At 55.2% G+C, this 20,791-nt stretch carries 18 protein-coding genes and 1 tRNA gene; 4 read left to right on the forward strand and 15 right to left on the reverse strand.

What is annotated here, in order from left to right:
- Positions 1-4: 4 nt before the first annotated feature.
- The 7 genes from recO to INF35_RS02105 form a co-directional block, all read right to left on the reverse strand.
- On the reverse strand, positions 5-754 hold the full coding sequence (gene recO / locus INF35_RS02075; protein WP_193499881.1) for a DNA repair protein RecO: 750 nt from the start codon (positions 752-754) through the stop codon (positions 5-7).
- Between the two features lie 238 nt (positions 755-992).
- Positions 993-1,916 (reverse strand): GTPase Era, encoded by a 924-nt coding sequence (gene era / locus INF35_RS02080; RefSeq protein ID WP_235983081.1) that lies wholly within the window; start codon positions 1,914-1,916, stop codon positions 993-995.
- Positions 1,891-2,400 (reverse strand): diacylglycerol kinase family protein, encoded by a 510-nt coding sequence (locus INF35_RS02085; RefSeq protein WP_193499882.1) that lies wholly within the window; start codon positions 2,398-2,400, stop codon positions 1,891-1,893. Before INF35_RS02085 ends, era begins: the two co-directional genes overlap by 26 nt.
- Positions 2,390-2,890 (reverse strand): rRNA maturation RNase YbeY, encoded by a 501-nt coding sequence (gene ybeY, locus INF35_RS02090; protein ID WP_193499883.1) that lies wholly within the window; start codon positions 2,888-2,890, stop codon positions 2,390-2,392. Before ybeY ends, INF35_RS02085 begins: the two co-directional genes overlap by 11 nt.
- A gap of 28 nt (positions 2,891-2,918) precedes the next feature.
- Entirely contained in the window at positions 2,919-3,914 is a 996-nt protein-coding gene (locus INF35_RS02095; protein WP_407925627.1) for a PhoH family protein, read from the reverse strand.
- A gap of 100 nt (positions 3,915-4,014) precedes the next feature.
- Entirely contained in the window at positions 4,015-5,202 is a 1,188-nt protein-coding gene (locus INF35_RS02100; RefSeq protein WP_193499884.1) for a sporulation protein YqfD, read from the reverse strand.
- Positions 5,189-5,512: a YabP/YqfC family sporulation protein gene (locus INF35_RS02105; RefSeq protein ID WP_193499885.1), complete on the reverse strand. Its 324-nt coding sequence runs from the start codon at positions 5,510-5,512 to the stop codon at positions 5,189-5,191. Before INF35_RS02105 ends, INF35_RS02100 begins: the two co-directional genes overlap by 14 nt.
- A 76-nt stretch (positions 5,513-5,588) precedes the next feature.
- Between INF35_RS02105 and INF35_RS02110 the strand changes: the two genes are divergently transcribed.
- From INF35_RS02110 to INF35_RS02120, 3 genes are all read left to right on the forward strand, one after another.
- Positions 5,589-6,716, forward strand: coding sequence for a hypothetical protein (locus tag INF35_RS02110; protein ID WP_193499886.1), 1,128 nt, complete (start codon positions 5,589-5,591; stop codon positions 6,714-6,716).
- A 217-nt stretch (positions 6,717-6,933) separates the two neighbouring features.
- Positions 6,934-7,791: a hypothetical protein gene (locus tag INF35_RS02115; protein ID WP_235983082.1), complete on the forward strand. Its 858-nt coding sequence runs from the start codon at positions 6,934-6,936 to the stop codon at positions 7,789-7,791.
- 101 nt (positions 7,792-7,892) lie between these two features.
- A tRNA-Thr gene (locus INF35_RS02120) sits at positions 7,893-7,968 on the forward strand.
- Positions 7,969-8,151: 183 nt separating this feature from the next.
- Here the strand turns inward: INF35_RS02120 and INF35_RS02125 are convergent.
- From INF35_RS02125 to INF35_RS02160, 8 genes are all read right to left on the reverse strand, one after another.
- Positions 8,152-9,645 (reverse strand): response regulator transcription factor, encoded by a 1,494-nt coding sequence (locus tag INF35_RS02125; protein ID WP_193499887.1) that lies wholly within the window; start codon positions 9,643-9,645, stop codon positions 8,152-8,154.
- Complete coding sequence (locus INF35_RS02130) at positions 9,639-11,426, reverse strand: cache domain-containing sensor histidine kinase (RefSeq protein ID WP_193499888.1); 1,788 nt, start codon at positions 11,424-11,426, stop codon at positions 9,639-9,641. Before INF35_RS02130 ends, INF35_RS02125 begins: the two co-directional genes overlap by 7 nt.
- A gap of 127 nt (positions 11,427-11,553) precedes the next feature.
- The gene (locus tag INF35_RS02135; protein ID WP_193499889.1) at positions 11,554-13,023 is read right to left on the reverse strand and encodes a sulfatase family protein; all 1,470 of its coding nucleotides are present in this window, start codon (positions 13,021-13,023) and stop codon (positions 11,554-11,556) included.
- Positions 13,024-13,028: 5 nt separating this feature from the next.
- Positions 13,029-13,781, reverse strand: coding sequence for an ABC transporter ATP-binding protein (locus INF35_RS02140; protein ID WP_193499890.1), 753 nt, complete (start codon positions 13,779-13,781; stop codon positions 13,029-13,031).
- 11 nt (positions 13,782-13,792) lie between these two features.
- Complete coding sequence (locus INF35_RS02145) at positions 13,793-14,569, reverse strand: ABC transporter ATP-binding protein (RefSeq protein WP_328740262.1); 777 nt, start codon at positions 14,567-14,569, stop codon at positions 13,793-13,795.
- The gene (locus INF35_RS02150; protein ID WP_193499891.1) at positions 14,548-15,327 is read right to left on the reverse strand and encodes an ABC transporter permease; all 780 of its coding nucleotides are present in this window, start codon (positions 15,325-15,327) and stop codon (positions 14,548-14,550) included. Before INF35_RS02150 ends, INF35_RS02145 begins: the two co-directional genes overlap by 22 nt.
- Entirely contained in the window at positions 15,324-16,127 is an 804-nt protein-coding gene (locus INF35_RS02155; protein WP_207728240.1) for an ABC transporter permease, read from the reverse strand. The genes INF35_RS02150 and INF35_RS02155 overlap by 4 nt, the downstream gene beginning before the upstream one ends.
- Before the next feature lie 84 nt (positions 16,128-16,211).
- Entirely contained in the window at positions 16,212-17,306 is a 1,095-nt protein-coding gene (locus tag INF35_RS02160) for an ABC transporter substrate-binding protein (protein WP_193499892.1), read from the reverse strand.
- A gap of 444 nt (positions 17,307-17,750) precedes the next feature.
- Here INF35_RS02160 and INF35_RS13740 point away from each other — a divergent pair, with 444 nt between their 5' ends.
- Positions 17,751-20,684, forward strand: coding sequence for a hypothetical protein (locus tag INF35_RS13740; RefSeq protein ID WP_235983083.1), 2,934 nt, complete (start codon positions 17,751-17,753; stop codon positions 20,682-20,684).
- Positions 20,685-20,791 lie beyond the last annotated feature (107 nt).

Below are 20,791 nucleotides of genomic sequence, written 5' to 3' on the forward strand. Positions count from 1 at the left end.
TAGTTTACTCCGATATGACTGATTTTAAGAAGTCCAGGCTTTTCAGTCCCTGGCCCAGATGGGCAAGCAGGTATTTCTCCCCCGCCCCGCCCAACAGGCGCAGGCTTGCGGGAGCCAGGGTAAAGCCAAACAATTTTTTATCTTCGGCAAGACAAATATGCCGCAGCGCATACAGCGCTCCGGTGTCCAGATTGGGCGTACGGCGGATCTTTTCTGCACAGTCGCTGCACAGAAGGGTACCCTCCTCGGGATCGAGATAAAACCCTCCGCCCTCGTATTTTCCGCAGGATGCACAGGCCAGGATCTGCGGCATATAGCCGGAGAGAGACATGGCCCGCATCTCGTAGATCACCTTGATCTGGCGCAGCGGGCGCTTGTTCTCACTGATCATATACAGGCAGTTGAGGAGCAATCGAAGGTGTTCTTCCGACTCCGGCGGTGCCGGGGACAATGCCACCGCAATCTCCGCCAGATACATGGCAAGCGCCATGCCTTCCACGCTTTGGGAAAGGCCGTGAAATACCTTTTTCACCTGTGCGCTGTCGATGAAATGGCTGGAACGCCCCTGTGTGATGACAAACTCCGAATAGCAGAACAATCCGCATGCGCTGAACAGCTTGTTTTTCAGCCGCAGACTGCCCCGTGCCGAGGCCGACACCACACCCAGGTCAGGGGTCAGGATCGTCAGAATCTGATCTGCCTCCCCCACCTTGACTTGCCGTAGCACAAGCCCCGTCGTCGCCGTCTGCTGCATAGCTGTCCTTCCCGGATAACGCATCCCCCACTTGCTGATGCGTCTTGTAATCCAAGTAATAATAAATGTTGCCCGTCTCGGCAAACCGTTTCCAGGGATCGTCCGCTCCGCCCATGAAATGCATATCCGGCCCCTCTTTCCATAGTGATTGTACCGTCCATTGTACGGCGTCCGCCACGGAAATGTTGTCCAACCGGGTCACAGGAAAGTTTTGCCTTATTTGGAATATTTTTATAATTTAAGGCTTGGCGAATCCAAGGTTGTCGAGTTGGCGCTCATTATCACGCCAGTCCTCCCGAATTTTTACCCAGCATTGAAGATTGACTTTGGTACCGAGAAGCTCCTCACAATCGGCACGGGCCGCCGAAGCAATCTTTTTGAGCATCTGCCCGCCCTTGCCGATGATCATGCCCTTGTGGCTCTTGCGCTCGCAGTAGATCTCCACCGAAATGTCGATCAGATCCTTGTCGGGCCGTTCCTTGAAGGATTCCACCGTCACGGCAATGCCATGGGGGATCTCATCCCGCAGAAACAGCAGGGCTTTTTCCCGGACGAGCTCGGCCACCAGTTCCTTCTCGGGAAGGTCGGTGTAGGCGTCGTCGTCAAAGTAGTGGGGACCGGGGCTGCCGTACGGTTTGAGGATTGCAAAAATGTCGTCGCAGCCGGTGCCGTCTCTGGCAGAAAGGGCCAGCACCCGGTCAAACACGCCGAACTCCTCAATTTTCTTTTTGCGCGCTTCCAAAGCGGCAAAATCGGACAGCAGGTCCACCTTGTTGACCACCGCAATGGCAGGGCCCGCCTTGCGCAGCGCCTCCACCATGGTAAGTTCAGATTCGGTAAAGTCTCCCGCAGGCTCAAAAAGCATCAGCGTGACATCCACGTCGGCCAAACTGGCAGACGCCGTCTGAGTCATGCGGGCATCCAGCTTATTCCGGGGCTTGTGAATACCGGGCGTGTCCATCAGAACATACTGCACCGGGCCTTTTGTCACAATGCCCATGATGCGGTTGCGGGTCGTCTGGGGTTTCTGGGTCACAATGGCAACCTTCTCCCCCACCAGACGGTTGGTCAGGCTGGACTTGCCCACATTGGGACGGCCCACCAGCGCCACAAATACGCTGCTGGTCATTTCAGGTTCATTCTTCTTTGTCTTTGTCTGCATCAGGCAAACCTTTCTTTTGAGAACATCCGCCAAAGCGGAAAATAAACAGATATGCGATCACGAAAGAAATCAATACGGCAACAACAGCCCAGGGAGTGGCGGTCACTGCGGCCCAGATTCTGGCCAGGCGTCCCGGCTGCAGGAAGAGAAACCCTGCCACACACAAAGCCCCCACCGCCGCCATGAGCACGCCGCCCGCCGCCATATCCTTGGCCGCGCCGGCGCTCCACCAGTGGGAGGTATCGGGCTTGTCCACCGCACGCTCCACCGCCGAGTTCATGAGCTCGGCCTGGATGACCAGAAACACACACAGCGAAATCAGCGCAAATTCAACGGCCTCCAGCCCTGCAATGGCCGCCGCCGCATAAATGTAAACGGCGGCACACAGGTGAAACCGGAAATTGCGCTCCTCCCGGATGGCTGCCCAGATTCCGTTCCAGGCATAGATAAAGCCGCGTCCAAAACGCTTGAGATCAGACTTCATCGCTCGTGTAAGACACGGTGCGCGGCAGACCCAGCTGCACCAGAACGGCTTCTTCCTTCTCCCGCATACGGACGGCCTCCAGGCCGCTGGCCTCATGGTCATAGCCCAGCAGATGCAGCATGGAGTGCACTGTCAGATAGGCGACCTCACGCTGCAGCGAATGGCCGTACAGCTCCGCCTGCTCCATGGCGCGCTCCATGGAGATCACAATATCACCCAGAATCTTGCAGCCGTTGTCCTCATCAATGTCGTAGACGCCGTTTTCTCCCATAGGAAAGCTAAGTACATCGGTGGGCATATTCTTGTTGCGGTACTGGGCGTTGAGCTCCGCAATGCGGGCATTGTCCACAAAGGTCACGCTGATTTCAGCGGAGCCCTCAAACTTTTCAAATTCCAGAACCGCGTTGCAGCTGCGGCGAATCAGAATGCGGAGTCCGGACGGGATCTTGACCGTGTTCTGCGAGTTGGTGATCAGCACTTTATTGGACATAAGGCAAAGTTCCTCCTTCGGTTCGGATTCATTTCTTGTTATCTTTCGGGGGCTGTTTCTGCGCAGCCCGTTCATACGCTTTTACGATCTGCTGCACCAGGCGGTGGCGGACAACGTCCTTGTCCGTCAGATGCACCTGAGCAATCCCTTCCACATCGCGCAGTACCTGCAGCGCATCCACCAGACCGCTGCGGGCCTTGTCCGGCAGGTCGATCTGGGTCACGTCGCCGGTGACGACCACCTTGCTGCCCACACCCATACGGGTCAGGAACATCTTCATCTGCTCGGGGCTGGTATTCTGAGCTTCATCCAGAATAATAAAGGCATCATCCAGCGTGCGGCCGCGCATATAGGCCAGCGGAGCCACCTCGATCATCTGCTTTTCTACCAGTTTCTGGAAGGTCTCGGCCCCCAACAGGTCAAACAGACCGTCGTACAGAGGACGCAGGTAGGGGTCCACCTTTGTCTGCAGGTCACCCGGCAGAAAGCCGAGCTTTTCACCGGCTTCCACGGCAGGACGAGTCAGAATGATTCGGCTGACATCCTTGCTTTTGAACGCCTTGACTGCCATGGCCACCGCCAGATAGGTCTTGCCCGTACCGGCAGGTCCCACGCCGAAGGTGATGGCATGGGAGCGGATGGCAGCCAGATATTCCTTCTGGCCCAATGTTTTGGGGTGAATGGGCCGCCCCTTGGCGGTGACCGCTACAAAATCATCGGTCAGTTCCCTCAGGCGCTTTTCCTCCCCGCCCCGCGCCAGGCTGATGCAATAACGGACCGTCTGTTCTTCCAGCGGTGTATGGTTCTGCAGCAGCGTTGCCATGCCGTCCACCGCATGGATCGCGGCGGCAACATCTTCGGGCTCGCCGGTGAATTTCAGCGTCGAACCGCGGCAGACCGCAGTGACATGAAAAGCATTTTCCAGCATGCGGATGTTTTGATCGCAGCTTCCAAAAATGGCAGCAGCCAGCTCAATGCTGTCCAAATCGACCCCTTTTTCCAACAGACCTATTCCTCCTAGCATAGTACTCTTATCAGAATTATAGCACAACTTTTACCAAAAGAAACTGTGAATGATGCACAAAATTTTTGCGTTTCATGTGTTCAATAGTAAAAACAGGCAGTCAAGCCTGCGGCGGGTCCAGAGGTTGGGCTGCTCCGGCCTCCGCAATATCCGCGCAGAAGACAAAACTGGCCCGACATGTCACACCGTTTGGTTCTGCGGTATAATCAAAACTTTGCTGCTCGATCCGGGCATCCGGGTATTGGGCCAATAACTGCTGCATACACGCCCGCTTTGCCATTGCCTGTGCCGCTTCCTGGGAATACTGAAGCACCTCATCTGACTGTTCCCGGGACTCCCGGGTACAGATGCATCCCGGCAGAGCAATCCGCCCCAAAGCAAGGGGCGTCCAACTTTCCTGCACGGCAGCGTGAGCAAAAACACCTTCTGTATCTTCCCCAAGAGGGAATTCCATCCCAAGGAGATACAAAACACGGCTGTCCGCTGTCCGGCCTGTCAGGAGAGTGGCCGTCTGTTCATATGCCTGCTGCGCCGTGTACTCGGCCCGTACCCGTCCAAGGACACTGCCTGAAGCTGACTGCAAAACCGAATTTCCGTCACGGTCAAACCGCTCGGCTGCCGCAAGAAGCTGCCCCTTTGCCACCAATTGTCCTGGCACAACCTGAGTAAAGCCGCTCTCCACTTCAATCAGGACAATCTCGGCATCCGCAGATGCATAAAGCGCCGTCTGCTCTTCCGGCTGCCGGATCTGTTGTTGCTGCATCGGGGTAGACTCGACAAAAAGGCAGCCGCCGCTGAAGTGAAGGCTTGCCCAGCCAAAAAGTTCCGGCTGGGCCTCCAGTGCCCGCCCTGTTTGGACCAGCAATTCCTGTGTGATGCGCGTTCCCTCCCGGATGCCCTGTGCATTGAGAAACGCCCGGACTGTCTCTGCCTGTTCGCCGTCCAGAGTCCCAAAGTCAATGGTCCATACAAAGCCCGACAGAATATGCACCATCAAAAAAAAGAGAATTGCCCCTAGAACCAGACCCGGACGCTGCCAGAGTTTGGCGACCAGTCCGCCGGGCCCTTCTGTTTGAAGCATCGAAAGCCTCAGCCCATATTTTTCCGCAAGACCGGCCACCCGTCTCCAATCCCTGCCCGGCAGGATTGCCGTGTAGCCATCATCGGAGCTTTGGATCTTGCTGAGACGTATCCCGGAGGAGGCAGCCGCCGAAAGCAGCCGCTGTGCCTGCTCCCCTGTAACCGAGATGCAAACCCGATCCAGAGAACGAAACTCACGCCGAGCCATCCTGTCCCTCCCATTTGCGAGCAAAATCAATGCGCTGGATTTTACCGGCCACGCTCAGTCTGCGGCCGGAAAGAGATTCTATCCGCAGCTGTGCACCATAAAATGTAATAAGGAAATGTCCCATATCCAGACACAGTTTTTCCGGCGAGAAATCCAAGACCCTGCGGCATCCGTCGGTCAAAATGCAGCCGGCGCGAATCTGCAGTTCCGGCAGACGGTAAAATCCTTCCGACGGCTGTTCAAACAGGCTCTTGACCGGCATCCCCACCGTTTTTTTGTGTGATACGGACCGCGGACGGTAGCGTTTCATCGGACGGTCCTCCTTCCTGCCGTAGCGGCATTCATGATTTGACACATTCCAAATATAGTACTTTGGAGGCGAGGATATGATACCGACTCATTTTTCCCGGCGGCTGGTCCTGCCCGCAGCCGTCACGTACGGCGTGTTTTTGCTTTGCGTGCCCAAAGCCGCCGCAGCGGGTTTTGCCAAAGGCCTTGCACTGTGCGCCGAAAGTGTTCTGCCTGCGCTGTTTCCTTTTTTTGTGGTCAGCAGTCTGATTGTCCATGCCCCGGGAAATCATCTGCTGGCGAAACCTTTGGTGCCTCTCACCCGCATCTGCGGGTTAAAGACAAAAGAAGCTCCTCTGATCCTGCTGCTTTCCTGGGTGGGAGGATATGCGGTCTGTGCACGCCTGATCGGGGAAGCCTTGGAGCAAAAGGCGATTTCCCGGCAGGAAGCCAGGTTGCTTCTGGTGCTGGGATGCTGTTCCAGTCCCGGATTTGTGATTGGCTGTATTGGAGGACTGATGTTGGGGAATCTTCAGCTGGGGGTTCTTCTTTACTTTCTACAGATTTCCGCTAATCTGCTTTCGGCCTCCGTTTTGTGGCCCCGACTCCGTCCGGTCCCCGGCGCTGCACTCTCCCCCCTTCCTGCTGACCTCCGGCCGCTTTCCCTGCCCGTGGCGATTTCGCAGGCGATGGACAGCAGCCTCACCGTCTGCGGGTGTGTTCTGTTTTTTCGTGTGGCTGCTTCGGCGCTGGCTGCTGTATTTCCTCTCACGGGGCTCCCCTTTGCAGGCGTCTGTGCGCTGTTGGAAATCACCTCCGGCTGCCATGCTTTTGCACAGCTGGGCGGAGCAGCTTCCCTTTACGGCATCTGCATCTGTCTGAGCTGCCTCGGCGCCTCCGTCCTTACACAGATTCGGCAACTTGCGGGGCAAAAGCTTTCCCTTGGGCTATTCACTGTGTCACGGCTCTGCAATGCCTTGTTCCTGTGCGGAGAAATCCGCCTTTGTACGGCATTTTTACCCGGTACGGCTCCGGCTTTCACCTCACTTTCCGAGCGAGTGATTATTTCCAGCCGTTTGCCATGGGACAGTGCCTTCCTGCAGTTCTGCCTGCTGTGTGCCGTGCTTTACAAACTTTGCGGAAAAAATTATAATGTAAGATATCTGGTCGGATTGAACAAGGGAAAGGACGCGAAAAATGTTCAAGAAAAAACTGTACGGAACTAAAATTTCGCCTGCCTGCTCATACTGTATATATGGTACGCCGGCATCCGACCGGAAGATGATTTTCTGCAGGCAACGCGGCGTGGTTTCTCCCTATTATTCCTGCCGAAAATTCAAGTACGATCCCCTGATGCGTGTCCCGCGGCGCCAGGAACTGCCCCAGTTGGATCCCAGTGATTTCACTTTGGATTAACACGCCATTGATCAAAGGACGAAAAACATGGAAAAACGCAAGCATCCTCTGTTTCCCTCGCCTCAGAACAAACGCCTGGTTGCTGCAGTTGCATTGCTGCTGCGGATTTCAGTCGTACTGGTCATGGTGGCACAGATTTTTAATCGCAACTTTGAAAACGTCTTTCTTTGTGTACTGACGCTGTGTCTGTTCACGGTTCCCACCATCCTGGAGCGCCGGCTGAGCATTGAACTGCCGGACACCCTGGAAATTATCGTTCTGCTTTTTATCTATGCCGCAGAGATTCTGGGGGAAATTCAGGCCTTCTATGTCCACATTCCCAACTGGGATACCATGCTGCATACGATGAACGGTTTTCTTTGCGCAGCCATTGGATTTTCTCTTCTGGATATCCTAAACCGCAACGAAAATGTGAAATTCTCACTGTCTCCGCTTTATCTGGCCATTGTGGCATTTTGTTTTTCCATGACCGTGGGTGTGGTGTGGGAATTTTTTGAAGGTGCAATGGATACTTTTTTCAATCTGGATATGCAGAAGGATACCATTGTAAACAGTATCGGCACCATCCTTTTGGATCCCTCCGGAGGGAATCATCCGGTTATCATCCGGGATATCACTGATGTGATTGTAGTGCAGGCAGACGGTACCCGGACAGCGTTGGGCCTTGGCGGATATCTGGATATTGGTCTGCTTGATACCATGGAGGACCTCTTCGTCAATTTCATCGGGGCATTTGTCTTTTCCGTGATCGGCTATTTCTATGTGCGCAGCCGCGGACAGGGGCGGTTTGCCCGCCGTTTTATTCCGGTGATTCGCGGCGGAGAGGACACCGCTCCTTCCCTCCAAGATTCTGCAAAGGAAAATCCATCCAATCAGGAATTATGATCCGCTTTTGGGATTTTTTTGCTTTTTCCCTTGACTTCTTTTGAAAATCCGGTATACTATATCTTGTCGCGTTTGCCGTTTTGGCGGCAGCGTTCGGCAATGCTAGAATAGCTCAGTTGGTAGAGCAGCTGATTCGTAATCAGCAGGTCGCGTGTTCGAGTCACGTTTCTAGCTCCACAAAAGCCGCGGTATCACGTCACATTTGACGGATGCAGCGGTTTTCTTTTTGCTTGATTTTTGAGTTATGACTACTTTTTGACTATAAATAAGGCGGGCCTCCCCTAGCCAAGGGAGGCCTGCCTTTTGTCTGTCTCGAGACCATTCTTTCGCAATCGTTTTCCCTGAACCCGGTATCTGCAATCATTTTCCCCGCTTGAGTGCCTGGTACTCTGCCGGGGTCTGGCCAAAGCTCTTCTTAAATGCCGTGGAGAAATAGCTCAGACTGGAGTACCCCACTTCTTCGGCGATCTCATATACTTTTTTGTCCGAGTGCTCCAACAGATCCACCGCCTGGTCCATTCGCAGGCTGTTCAAAAAAGCGCTGAAATTCATCCCTGTTTCCCTGGCAAAAAGGCGGCTGAAATACTCAGGATTAAAGCTGACAGCCTGGGCCACCATTCCGAGAGTGATTTTCTCCCGAAAATGCTTCTGCAGGTAGGCAATGGCATCCCGGATCGGAGGCGAATACGCCTCCGCCTGGGGCACGCTGCGGCAAAACGGGTCAAATATTTCTTCGACTGCTGCCTCCAGCTCCAGCATCGTTGATGCCCCCTGAACCGTCTGCTCAATCTGCTCCACGCGGCTGTCCAGTTCTTCCGGTTGTTCGGTGGCAAAGTGCAGCAGGATCGTACAAAAGGAAGCACAAAGCTTTTTTACCCCATCCAGGTCTGTGGGCCGTTCTTCCCGGATACGTTGCATCACATCTTCCTTGATGGCAATCGCCCCGCGATAGTTGCGTGCAAACATTTCCTTGCTGAAATTCATACGGGATGTCTCTGCATGACGCACTGCCTTGCGTCCTACTGCGTCATGAAGAAACACCCAGCGTTCGGGTTCATAAAAATGCAGGCGGCAGCGAGCCTGAGCTTCCCGCAGCGCGTTCGGCAGAGCAGTCAGACCTGGTTTTGCCTCACTGAGGCCAAGCACACACCCTGTTCCCGCCGCTTCCTGCCGGTAAAACGCGGCAAGCTCGTCCAAAGCACCGGCATGGCGCAAATTGCCCACAAACAGCAGATGTTCATATCCCAGGGAGACGAACCGGGTATTGATCAGCATACGTCCCCCCTCCAGCAGTCGACGCACTTCCTGCAGTCCCTGTCCGTTTCGGCTCCACAGATCGCCTGCTGCAAGCGGTGCATCCTCCAGCGCGATACCCTGTCTGCGCAATTCCTGCCTGGTTGGAGGTTCAGCAGTCCGTTCAATGGCCAGTTGACGGATCAGCAGCTTGGCCCCCTGCTCTATCCCCACAGTACTGTCCTCGTTATGGCGGATGGTACGGGCAGCCTTGCACAGCAGTTCCCGCATGCTTTCCAGGGTAATCTCGGTTTTCAGAATATACTCTGCCGTTCCATTCTGCAAAGCCGTCCGGGCATAGGAAAAATTGTCATGGCTGGTCAGTATGATTACATGAGCCGGACGGATGGCCTGAATCTGTGCGACCATATCCAGTCCGGACATTCCCGGCATTTCAATGTCGGTAATTACAATGTCCGGCAGCTCCCGGCGGTACAGCTCCACCCCCTGGGCTCCGGTAGCCGCAGATCCTGCCAGCACAAAACCTTCCAGCTGGCCGATACAATATTCCAGCCAGCGGCGAATAGGGCTGTCGTCATCAACTACAAGTACTTTCAGCATAGTTTCTCCTCGATTGCAGGCAGCTGTGTTCCCGCCGGAATACGCAAAACAACGCGGGTCCCTCTTCCGGGATGACTTTCAATCTGAAGTCCCCAGGCAGGTCCGTAATGCAGCCGTATCCGGTCATTGACGTTCTTGATGCCCAAATGAGGGCGGTCCGTGACATCAGGCGTTTCCATGACCTGGCGCACTTTTTCAGCCGTCATACCTACCCCGTTATCCTCCACCTCGATGCAGACGGAATCCTCTTGGCGTCTTGCGATTACGGTAATCATGCCGTTGCCGCTCTGCATATCGATGCCGTGCTGAATGGCGTTTTCCACCAGCGGCTGGACAAGCAGTTTGGGCAACAGGCAGTTTGCCGCCGCATCGTCATATTCAATCAGGCTGTCAAAGGCATGTTCATACCGGTACTGCTGCAGGGTCATGTACTGGCGCAGGCTTTCCATCTGCTCTGCCACTGTGACCATTTCCTCCTGCGTGGACAGGATCCCCCTCAGGATCTGAATAAACAGGGTCAGCATGGAGGCTGCATCTTCATTGCGATGCATATCCACCATGCATTTAATGGAAAACAGCGTATTATAGATAAAATGCGGATTGATCTGGGCCTGCAGCCAGTTGAGCTCAATCCGGCGTTTCTGCTGTTCATTTTCATGAATGCTGGTGATCAGACCTCGGATGCACTCCATCATGTCCGACATGCCCCGGGACAGTTCATTGAGCTCCGTATAACTGTGGATGGCAAAAGTCTGGTTCAAATTGCCATGCTCCACATCATGCAGGTCATCCCGCAGTTTCTGGATAGGCGCGGCAATCCTCCGGGAGAAATGCCAGGCCAGCAGGATTCCGCCCGCCAGCGTAAGCATCGCCAACAAAATGACCACTCGCCGGATATTGCGCAGGGGCAGCAATACCTGATCCAGCGGCGCCTCCTCAAAAACAGTAAACCCGCTCTCCGAATCATAATAGCGGGTGAACAGCACCGGTTCTCCTTCAGCCCGGGTAATCATGTAATCTTCGCCGCCAAACAGCTGTTCCAGATTGCTCATATTGAAATAGCTGAATCCGATCAGTCCGCCCCGGCTGCTGGAAATGATCTGTCCCATATCATTGGTGACATAGATGTTGCTGCCGTCCCGGATCACATCGGCATACATCTGGTACAGCTGGCGCTCGTCGGCGTTGATCATGAGAAAGCCGACGATATTGCCCTCCTCATCCAGAATGGACCGTGCCGCCGAAAAGGACGCCGTCCCCAGGCTGCGGTCCCGGTAGCTGCCAACATCCACAATCTCGCCGCCGGCTTCCACAACCCGGCTGTTCCAGACCTTGAGTCGGGGGTCCATATAATCGTAGCCCTCCGGAACCGGTCGGGAGCAGTATCCGATGCCGGACACAGAAACATATACCACATAAAAATCCAGCTCCGGCTGCAGAAAAGACGCCTCCATCTGCCGGGTAGTGGTATCCATCAGGGTAAAAAATTCCTCCTGATTGTCGTCATTAAGCTCTTCCGCATAACGGCGGAATGTAGGGTTGCTCTCAAACAGATTGGAAAGCGTGTACAGACTGATTTTGAACTGTCGGCTGCGCTCTGCGATCTGACGTAGCACGTCAGTACGGGAGCCGGCCAGTTCCCGGATAAAGCTGTCCTGATAGATAGAGTAGGCTCCCAGAGACAAAATGGCAATAATGATGATATTGACGCATAATAACATAGACATCATTCTGATTCGGATACTGTTCCACCAGCGCCGAATCGCTTGTTTGTGCTCCATGGCAGCCTTCTCTCCCTTCTTCTAAGCTTTGCGAACTCATTATACCGAATTGTCCGTTCGGACTTCAACTGTACAGCACGCCCAAAAGCCCGCCGGCAAAATGCCGGCGAGCAATCGATATGGCTTCTTAATATTTGCCGATGCGCAGCGGCAGGGTGTCCTCGGTCTCAATGACCCGGTCCAGCAGACGGCGCAGCAGACTCTGCTTGATCTCGGCATAGTCGGGATCATCCCAGAGGTTTTTGAACTCGTTGGGATCGCGGTCGCGGTCATACAATTCGCCGAAGGTCTCGCCCGCGTAATAGGTGAGCTTGTAGTGGCGTCCGGTGATGGTCTTGACGTTGAGACCCCAGTCGTAGCAGGTGAACTCGGTCAGGGCGTACTCACGGCCCGCGCCGCCGTCACCCCGCAGGATGGGCGCCATGGACATGCCCTGTACGCCGTGGGGTGCACGAACGCCGGCAAAGTCCAGCAAAGTGGGCATCAGGTCCACATGCTCGGTGATCTGCTTGTATCGGGAGCCTTTGGGGATCACACCGGGCCAGGACAGGATCATGGGCGCCTTGATAAGGCAGTCGTAGTGGAACGGCCCCTTGAAGAGCAGCCCGTGGTCACCCAGCAGTTCGCCGTGGTCATTGGTGAAGAGGATCAGGGTATCGTTCTCGATGCCCTTGTCCCGCAGCGCCTGCAGAATACGGCCGACGTTTTCGTCGATCAGGCTGATCATACCGTAGTAGGCAGCCTTGACCTCGCCCCATTCGTGATCGGTCAGGCGGCGGTAGTCGTATTTCTCGTTGCTGCAGCCCTGTCCCACACGGTGCCGGCGGAAGTGCGGGGGCTTGTCATCCAGCTCACCGTCCTGACGAACGGGCAGCGCCAGCTTGTCGGGGTCGTACATGGTGGAGTAAGGCGCCGGCGGGTCGAAGGGATGGTGCGGGTCCACAAAGCTGCACAGCGCAAAGAAAGGCTGATCCGGGGTGGACTCATTGATCAGGTCAATCATCCGGTCGGCGATCCAGGCCGACTGATGATACTTTGGATTGATGTCGCTGGGATAGACCTGGGGCGGGCCGCTCAGGTCCTTGTCGGCGGCGCTGGCACGGTCCTCCTTGGCTTTGCGCTCACCCTGCATCTTGACAATCTCGTAGTCTTTCTCGCTCTTTTCTTTGAGCCAGGTCAGGTACTCGCCGGTCTTGCAGTCACAGGTGGTGTGCACAATGTCAAAGCCGTAGTTATCCTCGGGCCAGTCGTCCTCCTCGTTCTCCTTGGGGACGAACTGCGTGGTAAAGTGCATCTTGCCGATGGCAGCCGTCAGGTAACCGTTGTCTCGCAGAACCTCCGGCAGGCAGATTTCGGAATCCCGCAGGGGGATGCCGTTGTCACGGGTGCCGTGATTTTTGGGGTAGCGGCCGGTGAGGATGGAGCACCGCGACGGAGAGCAGACAGGGTTCTGCACAAAATGGTTGTCGAAGGTGGAACCATTGAGGGCAATGCTGTCGATGTTGGGGGTATGGATCTGATTGTTGCCGTAGCAGCCCAGGGCGTCAAAGCGCAGCTGATCGGCCATCATCAGGATGATATTGGGTCTTTTGTTCATATTGCTTACCACCACTTGATCAGATCGGTGACCTTGTCGCGCAGCTGGTTGAAGGCGACATCGGTCACATCACGGGGACGGGGCAGGTTGTTGACGATTTCCTGCTTGATGCCGGTGGGTTTGTTGGTCAGCACCAGGATACGCTCGCTGAGGTAGACCGCTTCCTCAATGTTATGGGTGATGAAGATAACGGTGGTTCCGGTGTGCTGCCACAGACGCAGCAGGTCGTCCTCCAGCTTGTAGCGCAGGGAGTTGTCCAGCTGGCCGTAAGGCTCGTCCATCAGGAGCAGTTCGGGCTGGACGGCAAAGGCGCGGGCAATGCTGACACGCTGCAGCATACTGGCCGACAGCTGGTTGGGATAGTAGTTGCGGTATTCGGTCAGGCCAACCATTTCCAGCATCTCATCCACCCGGGCCTTGATCTCGGCGGCGGGGCGCTTTTTGATCTTGAGGCCGTAGGCGACGTTCTCCTCCACGGTCTGCCAGGGGAAAGCGGAGTACTCCTGGAAGATGTAGGCGACGTTGTGCTTTTGCAGATCGACGGGCTCATTGTTGATGAGGATCTCGCCGCTGGTCAGCTGGTAGACGCCCAACTTGGTCAGGCAGTTGAGGAAGGTAGTCTTGCCGCAGCCGGTAGGGCCGACAACGCACAGGAACTCCCCTTTCTTCACCTCGAAGGAGATGTCGTTCAGCACCAGCAGGTCGCCGAACTTTTTGGTCATATGGGAAACTTTGACCTTGACTTCGTTGCTGCTCATGGGCTGCCTCCTTACAGGGTGTCGTCGCAGATTTCTTCGATCTTGCGGCGGATTTCGAGGAACGCGGGGTCGCTGTACTGGCGCGGACGGGGCAGATCGACCTTGATCTCCTCCTTGATATGGGTAGGAGTGTTGGTCAGGATGATGATGCGGTCGGCCAGGTAAACGGCTTCCTCACTGTTGTTGGTAACAAAGACGACGGTGCGCTTTTCCTTCTGCCAGATCTTTTCCAGCTCCGCCTCCATCATGTAGCGGGTCTGGGCATCCAGGTGGCCGAAGGGCTCGTCCATCAGCATGACCTTGGGGTCGTTGGCGTAGGCGCGGGCAATGCCGACACGCTGACGCATACCACCGGAAAGCTGGTTGGGGAAGCTCTTTTCAAAGCCTTCCAGGCCGACGAGCTTGATGAAATACTCGGCGCGCTCACGGCGGGTCTTTTTATCGATGCCGCGGCTCTTGGGACCGAATTCCACGTTGCCCATGACGGTGCAGAACGGGAACAATGCGGTGGTCTGGTAAACAACGCCGCGGTCAGGACCGGGAGCGGTGACCTTTTTGCCGTCCACGACGACCTCGCCGGAGGTGGGCAGCTGCAGACCCGCGATCAGGTTGATCATCGTGGTTTTGCCGCACTGGCCGGGTCCAAACAGGACCACAAACTCATTTTCCGCCACGTCCAGGCTGACATCGCGTACGACTTCGTTGGTCTTGTGCTCACTGATATAGGTTTTGCACACGTTCCGCATGGAAATGATGGGATCGTGCTTCAGTTCTCCATGATGTTCCACGAGCAGAGCCTCCTCTCAATGGTGCGCATCAGCGTAGCCAGCAGCATGCCGACCAGGCCGATGACGATCATGCCGACCATAACCAGGGTGATGTTCAGCGTGTCACTGCCGCGCTGGATCATCCAGCCGCAGCCTTCCTGAGCGCCGACCATCTCGGCGGCCAGAACCGCCATCCAGCTGGTGGACAGGGCCACCTGCATGCCGGCAAAGATCTGCGGCGTACAGGAGGGCAGGATCACCCGGAAGAAGATGTCCCGCTCGCTGGTGCCCAGCATACGGGCGCAGCCGATCAGTTCGGGGTCTACGTTCTGAGCGCCGGTATAGGCGTTGAGGGTAACGTTGGTGAATGCGCCGATGCCGCACAGGATGTACTTGGAAGTTTCGCCGATGCCGAAAAACAGGATGACCAGCGAGATCCAGGCAATGGGGGGAATGGGGCGCAGCAGCTCAAAAATGGGCTTGAAGATGGCTTCCGCCCAGCGGGAGGTGCCCATGGCGATGCCCAGCACGATGCCGATGATGGTAGCGACCGAGAAGCCGACCAGAACACGGCGAAGGCTGACCAGCAGGTGGCCGACGATGACCTTGCTGCCGATAGGAGTATAGAAGGAGCTGACCAGCAGCTGCAGGACCTCGATGGGGCCGGGGGTGGTTTCCTTGACCGGGGTGAAGGTGGTCAAAAAGCCCCACAGCAGGAAGAAGAAAGCGATGGCCGCCACCGCATAAACGGTTTTTTCCAGATCAATTTTGCGTTTCATCCTCTACGGCCTCCCTTGACGAATTTCTTTTCCAGAGCATCCAGGCCTACCGTAAAGATGGTGCCGATGACGCCGATGGTGAGCATGGCGACAACGATCAGATCGGCACGGGCCAGCGTACGGTTGAGCTGGATCATGTAGCCCAGGCCGCGGTTGGACGCCAGCATTTCAGCGGCGCACAGGGTCATCCACGCGGTGCCCAGGGAAATGCGCAGGCCGGTGAAGATCAGAGGCAGCGCGGTGGGGATAGCAACGGTGAAGAGCATTTCGCGGCGGGAAGCACCGAAGGTCTGAGAGACCCACAGGTGAACCGGCTTGGTCTGCTTGATGCCGGCATAAGCATTGATGACGCAGGGAACGAATGCCGAGACAAAGATGATGGCGGCCTTGGCACCCAGGCCGATGCCGAACCACAAAATCATCAGCGGAATCCATGCGATGGTGGGGACAGGGCGAATCAGGTCAAACAGCGGGGTGACGAACATATCCACTTTGCGGAACCACGCCATAGCAATGCCCAGAGGGATGCCGATGACGGCGCCCAGCAGATAACCGGTCAGGGCGACCTGCAGGCTGGCCAGGATGTGACCGCCCAGGGTGGCGCCGTCCGGCGCGGTCTGGGTCAGTTTTTCAAAAAAGGCTTCCACGACCTGCACCGGGCTGGGCAGAACGTAGTCCGGCTTGAGGTGCAGCACCGCAGTGCACAGATACCAGACGCCGAAGAAAACGCAAAGAGAAATGACCGAGACAATGCCGAACTTGATTTTTTCTTTACGCTTTTGGATTGCGTACTCGTTCAAGGCGGATCTCTCCTTTCAAGTGGAGAGGGCGGCCCTCCGCCGGAATCCGGGTAAAGGGCTGCCCTCTGGTTGGGACGAGAACGATCAGAAGCCCAGAGCTTCTTTCACAATGCTGTCGTCAACATGCTTGGCGATTTCGGGGAAGCGGCTCTCTTCCAGCAGCTGCTGGGAAACCCAGAACTCGCCGGTGATCTCGACGGACTCGCCGATGGTGATGGTCTTGGCCTCTTCGCTGGTCACGAAGGGACGGGTCTCAATCTCGGTAGCGCAGGCTTCCAGAGTGGTCTCGCTGCCGTTAGCGGTGTACCAGTCGAGCAGCATCTGAGCGGCCATGTCCTGATCCGCCTGCAGCGCATCACAAGCCTGGAAGAAGGCCTTGACGTACTTGACGAGCACGTCGCGGCGCTCAGTGTAAGCCTTGTTGGAAACAATGATGGAATCGTACTGGGGAACGTTCAGGCTGCTCAGGCTGGAGGTGACCACATAGCCTTCACTCTCAGCGGTGAAGGAGGTGGGCGGGTTCAGAGCGGCAACATCACAGTTGCCGGTCTTGAGTGCCTGGTAAGCGGCCGGGAAGTCCATACTGACGATCTGAACGTCGTCGGGGGTCAGGCCCAGAACTTCCAGCCATTTGTTGATGTTCAGGTGAGAGATGGTGCCGGTGCTGGTGGCGATAACCGCGCCCTTGACCGTCTCGGGGCTGCCCAGAACGTCAGGATAGGAGGGGTTGGTACCGGTGGCCTGAGCGATGGGAGAATCGGGACTGACCAGGGTGTACAGTCCGCCCTCGGAATGGCCGATATCAGCGATGCAGTAAGCACCGTAGATGGCCAGAGAGTTGACGGCGGCGGCACTCAGGGTGCCGACTTCCCACTGATCCGCGGCCAGGGCCTCGTTCATGGCGCCGCCGTTGGAGAAGTAGACCGTCTCGATCTTGAAGCCGTTGGCTTCGTCCAGCTTGTTCTGGACCATGTACTCAATGGGCAGAGAGTTCAAGAACGGCATGACCGCAACTTTCAGAGTGGGCAGATCCCCGGTATCCGTACTTTCCGTGGCAGTGTTGCCGGTTTCGCTTGTACCGCCTGCTGCCGAGCTGCTGTTGTCATTGCCTCCGCAGGCTGCCAGAGAAAGGGCCATGGCACCTGCCAGGAAAAAAGCAATAAGTTTTTTCAGTTTCATGTTCTTCTTCGTCTCCTTTTATCTGTGATTTGTGCGGAGTTTCGTCGCTTCCGCTTTTGTTGTATTCATCCTAACATGATTCAACGGAAGGGTAAATTCTCGGAACCGACTTGTCTTTTTGTTTTTTTGACACAGTTTTTTGCAATCAGTTCAAAATTCACAATGATAAAGCGGATTTGTTGTTCAATCTGTCAAATCTGTATTTTCAGTATGATAAATTACACAATTTTCTTACAGTCCGTTCAAAGGTGATGTGAAACTTTGGCATACTCTCCATCTTCAAAGGCATTTTGCACTATAATCTTATTTATCTTGTTTTCCTGTTTTCGACCGTTTTCTCATTGCGCCTTTCATTTTCGCAAGTTATAATAGGAATGCTTGGCAATTAATTCCCACAAATTACCAAGTTAAAAAATTATAAAAGTGTAAAGGAGGATTTCCATCATGCAAAGATGGAAACGTACATTGGCAAGTGTGATGGCAGCAATGCTTGTTCTGCAATGCTCGCCGCTTAACGCACTTGCCGACGAAGCGGAACCGGCTGCATCGTCCACCGTACAGACGGAAAACTCTGCCCCGATCCCGTCTGAACCGGTCGAGGATGAAGCCTATACCACCGAAGCCACTTCATCCGAAGCCACTGTCGTACCCGAAGAAGCGGAAGAAAATGATACAGCTGTACCGGAGGCAGATTTCGTTCCGAATGAGACTGCGGATGACGGCACCACTCGGGAGCCCACCGTGCAGGACGAATCGACAAACAACACAGTCATGCAGGAACATGCCGCACTTTCTGAGCAGAGCGATGCATCCGTCCGCTCTCGGGAGGTACAGCTGCAAAGCGGCACCGCCATTATCCCTGCCGGCGCAGATGAAACAGCCGTAAAGCAGATTCTGTTTGATGCTCTTGTAGTCAATAAGGATGGCATCGATCCGCAGAGTCTGGAGTGGGAATACTACTGCACTGGCAAAAATGGCCTGCTCACAAATGATGCCTGGGGTTCTGTAAACGGCTTTACCAGTGAGAAAAAGGTCGTTTTTGTTACCACCACGTTTACACACCCGGCTCTTGCCGACAATGGCAACGCCAGCTATCAGATCCGGCTCAAGGACAGCACGGCAGAGGTCACGCTGACCAAAGCCGAAAAACAGACTTCCTCCATCACTCTGAACAAGGATGTTTCGGTTTCCCTGCCCTATAGAGAGGATATCAGCATTGATTATGATGCCCTGCGTCAGGACCTCTTTACTGCATTGGTTGCCTCTTCCACTCCCGAGTTGACCGCGGATGAGGTGACCATCGAATACTATGCCACGGCAAGCTCCGGTTCTGTGGGAGATCTTGGCAAAGCCTGGGTTCCACTGGAAGGCCGTAACGGCTCCGGACTGAACTATCCTGCCCTGCCCGCCGGCAATCAGAAAATCCGGATCACCTGGCCCGGCAACCAGCAGTACTCTCCCGTGGCGATTGAAACTGAGGTTTACGTGACGGACCGTCCTTCCCCTGAAATACAGCAGAACGATTCTCCGGCCGTCAAGCTGGCCCTTACCGAGGAGATGCAGCTGGATACAGAAAAGCTGTATACCGATGTTTTCCATGCCGTCATTGCTTCCTCCACTCCGGAGCTGACTGTGGATGACGTGACCATTACCTACTATGCTCAGGCCGAAACCGGCTCCCTGGGCAGCCTTGGACATGCCTGGGTACCCCTGGAGGGCGGCATCAGTTCCGGGTTGAGCTATCCTTCCCTGCCCGCCGGTACCCAGAAAGTCCGAATCTACTGGCCCGGCAATCAGGAATATGCCCCCATCACGGTAGAGACAAATGTGGAAGTGGCTGACCGGGAACAGCTTCAGTTCACTTTGAAAGACGGTTCCTATGAAGTCGGCATGATTTTTAACGATGAGCAGGGGTATGACTATACGGCCACCGCTGCCGCCATCTATGATGCCGTTGTTGCCTCCACTTCTCCGTTGGAGCTGTCCGCCGACGATGTCACGGTGGAATACAATGTGGACAAAACCGGCATCACGGACAGTTTTAAGCCCCTGAACCAGAGCGATGCCACCGGACTTGTGAAATTCGGTACCGGCACCTGGGAAATCCGTATTTCCTGGAACGGCAATCGCGAATATCGCGGCAACTCGGTAACGGTGGACGTGACCACCACCGACAACCGTCTTGCCAGCAATGTGGTTCTCAAGAGCGGCGCCTCCTTCACCTACAACATGGACCCGGCTGTGATGAAGCAGTCGATCCTGGACAACGTAATTGACTGGGACAGCTCTACCCTCCCCTCCCGCGATACTCTGACCACGGACAACTTTGTGATTGAATACAAGGCCAAACTTACCGATATCGAAAGCGGTGTTGACCTTGGTCTGGGTGACCTTGGCAATCTGATTGACAGCGATATGCTGACCCAGTGGGTGCCCGTTGAAGGCAAAACCTACGAAATTGGCGGCACCGTTCTGGGTGCCTTCCCCGCAATGGGCGCTGGAGAGGCACAGTCCATCCGCATCAGCTATAAGGGCAATGCCGAGTATCGTCCCAGCGAAAACACGGAAGGCAGTGTGACGGTAAACAAGGCAAAGGTAACCGTCTCTGTCCATTCCACCAATATTTACGCTGACGAAAGCCTGCCCGCCGACTTTGTCACCCTGAATCCGGCAGACAAGTTTGACGTGTACACCATTTACGCCGGTACCACCAGCAATGTGACTACCGCCCTTTATCTGGACCTGCCGGATCGGTATACCAATTCTGTTTTCCTGAAAGTTCTGGACCCTGTGATTGAAGAAATCTATGGCAAGAGCTTTACACAAATGCTGAACGACGGCATGACTCTGGGTGAACTGCGTGAGCTGTTCAGCACGCAGGAGATACTGGACCTGCTGGACAAGCTGAATATTGATACCGGCACCTTCGGCCAGATCCTGACTGTGATCAACAACCTGCCCTCCATCACAGACAGTCTGAGAATTTCCTTCGGCACCCCCAACCGTGCCGGTCTGTACACGGTAGGCGTTGTGACCGACAGCCAGAATTATGAGACCGGCGTCGGAATCGGGTTCTTGCTGGTCAAGATGCGTCTGAGCGGTACTAAGCTGACCTGGAATCAGGAGATCTCCGGTAAGCTCACCGTTGAGCAGGCCAAGAACTTCGACTTCGGAGCAACTCTCAGTTATAACGGAGATGTGACCATCAGTCAAAGCGGCGTACATTATCTGTACTCCGGCTTTACCAGCAAATGGCGAATTTATTCCAGCACCACTACCCCGCCTACTGAGCCGGGCAGCTATGTCGTGACCGTGTGCATTCTGGGCGGCAACCATTTTGCTCTTCCCATTACCCGTACTTTCACAATCACCAAATAACCTTACTTTATCAGAAAAAAGCAGAGGCGTGAACCGGATTGGTTCACGCCTCTGTTCTTTTTCAGGTCAAAACGCTTTACAATTTTCCATTTACTCCATGGAACCGC

This window comes from Gemmiger gallinarum (assembly GCF_014982805.1).
GTDB lineage: Bacteria > Bacillota > Clostridia > Oscillospirales > Ruminococcaceae > Gemmiger > Gemmiger gallinarum.

What these genes read in the sequence shown, in the direction of transcription:
- INF35_RS02095 (WP_407925627.1), bottom strand. Translation starts at nt 3,914, where the DNA reads ATGCTAGGAGGAATAGGTCTGTTGGAAAAAGGGGTCGATTTGGACAGC.
- INF35_RS02100 (WP_193499884.1), bottom strand. Translation starts at nt 5,202, where the DNA reads ATGGCTCGGCGTGAGTTTCGTTCTCTGGATCGGGTTTGCATCTCGGTT.
- INF35_RS02150 (WP_193499891.1), bottom strand. Translation starts at nt 15,327, where the DNA reads ATGAAACGCAAAATTGATCTGGAAAAAACCGTTTATGCGGTGGCGGCC.
- INF35_RS02140 (WP_193499890.1), bottom strand. Translation starts at nt 13,781, where the DNA reads ATGAGCAGCAACGAAGTCAAGGTCAAAGTTTCCCATATGACCAAAAAG.
- INF35_RS02160 (WP_193499892.1), bottom strand. Translation starts at nt 17,306, where the DNA reads ATGAAACTGAAAAAACTTATTGCTTTTTTCCTGGCAGGTGCCATGGCC.
- INF35_RS02085 (WP_193499882.1), bottom strand. Translation starts at nt 2,400, where the DNA reads ATGAAGTCTGATCTCAAGCGTTTTGGACGCGGCTTTATCTATGCCTGG.
- INF35_RS02110 (WP_193499886.1), top strand. Translation starts at nt 5,589, where the DNA reads ATGATACCGACTCATTTTTCCCGGCGGCTGGTCCTGCCCGCAGCCGTC.
- ybeY (WP_193499883.1), bottom strand. Translation starts at nt 2,890, where the DNA reads ATGTCCAATAAAGTGCTGATCACCAACTCGCAGAACACGGTCAAGATC.
- INF35_RS02135 (WP_193499889.1), bottom strand. Translation starts at nt 13,023, where the DNA reads ATGAACAAAAGACCCAATATCATCCTGATGATGGCCGATCAGCTGCGC.
- INF35_RS02105 (WP_193499885.1), bottom strand. Translation starts at nt 5,512, where the DNA reads ATGAAACGCTACCGTCCGCGGTCCGTATCACACAAAAAAACGGTGGGG.
- INF35_RS02115 (WP_235983082.1), top strand. Translation starts at nt 6,934, where the DNA reads ATGGAAAAACGCAAGCATCCTCTGTTTCCCTCGCCTCAGAACAAACGC.
- era (WP_235983081.1), bottom strand. Translation starts at nt 1,916, where the DNA reads ATGCAGACAAAGACAAAGAAGAATGAACCTGAAATGACCAGCAGCGTA.
- recO (WP_193499881.1), bottom strand. Translation starts at nt 754, where the DNA reads ATGCAGCAGACGGCGACGACGGGGCTTGTGCTACGGCAAGTCAAGGTG.
- INF35_RS02125 (WP_193499887.1), bottom strand. Translation starts at nt 9,645, where the DNA reads ATGCTGAAAGTACTTGTAGTTGATGACGACAGCCCTATTCGCCGCTGG.
- INF35_RS13740 (WP_235983083.1), top strand. Translation starts at nt 17,751, where the DNA reads ATGCAAAGATGGAAACGTACATTGGCAAGTGTGATGGCAGCAATGCTT.
- INF35_RS02130 (WP_193499888.1), bottom strand. Translation starts at nt 11,426, where the DNA reads ATGGAGCACAAACAAGCGATTCGGCGCTGGTGGAACAGTATCCGAATC.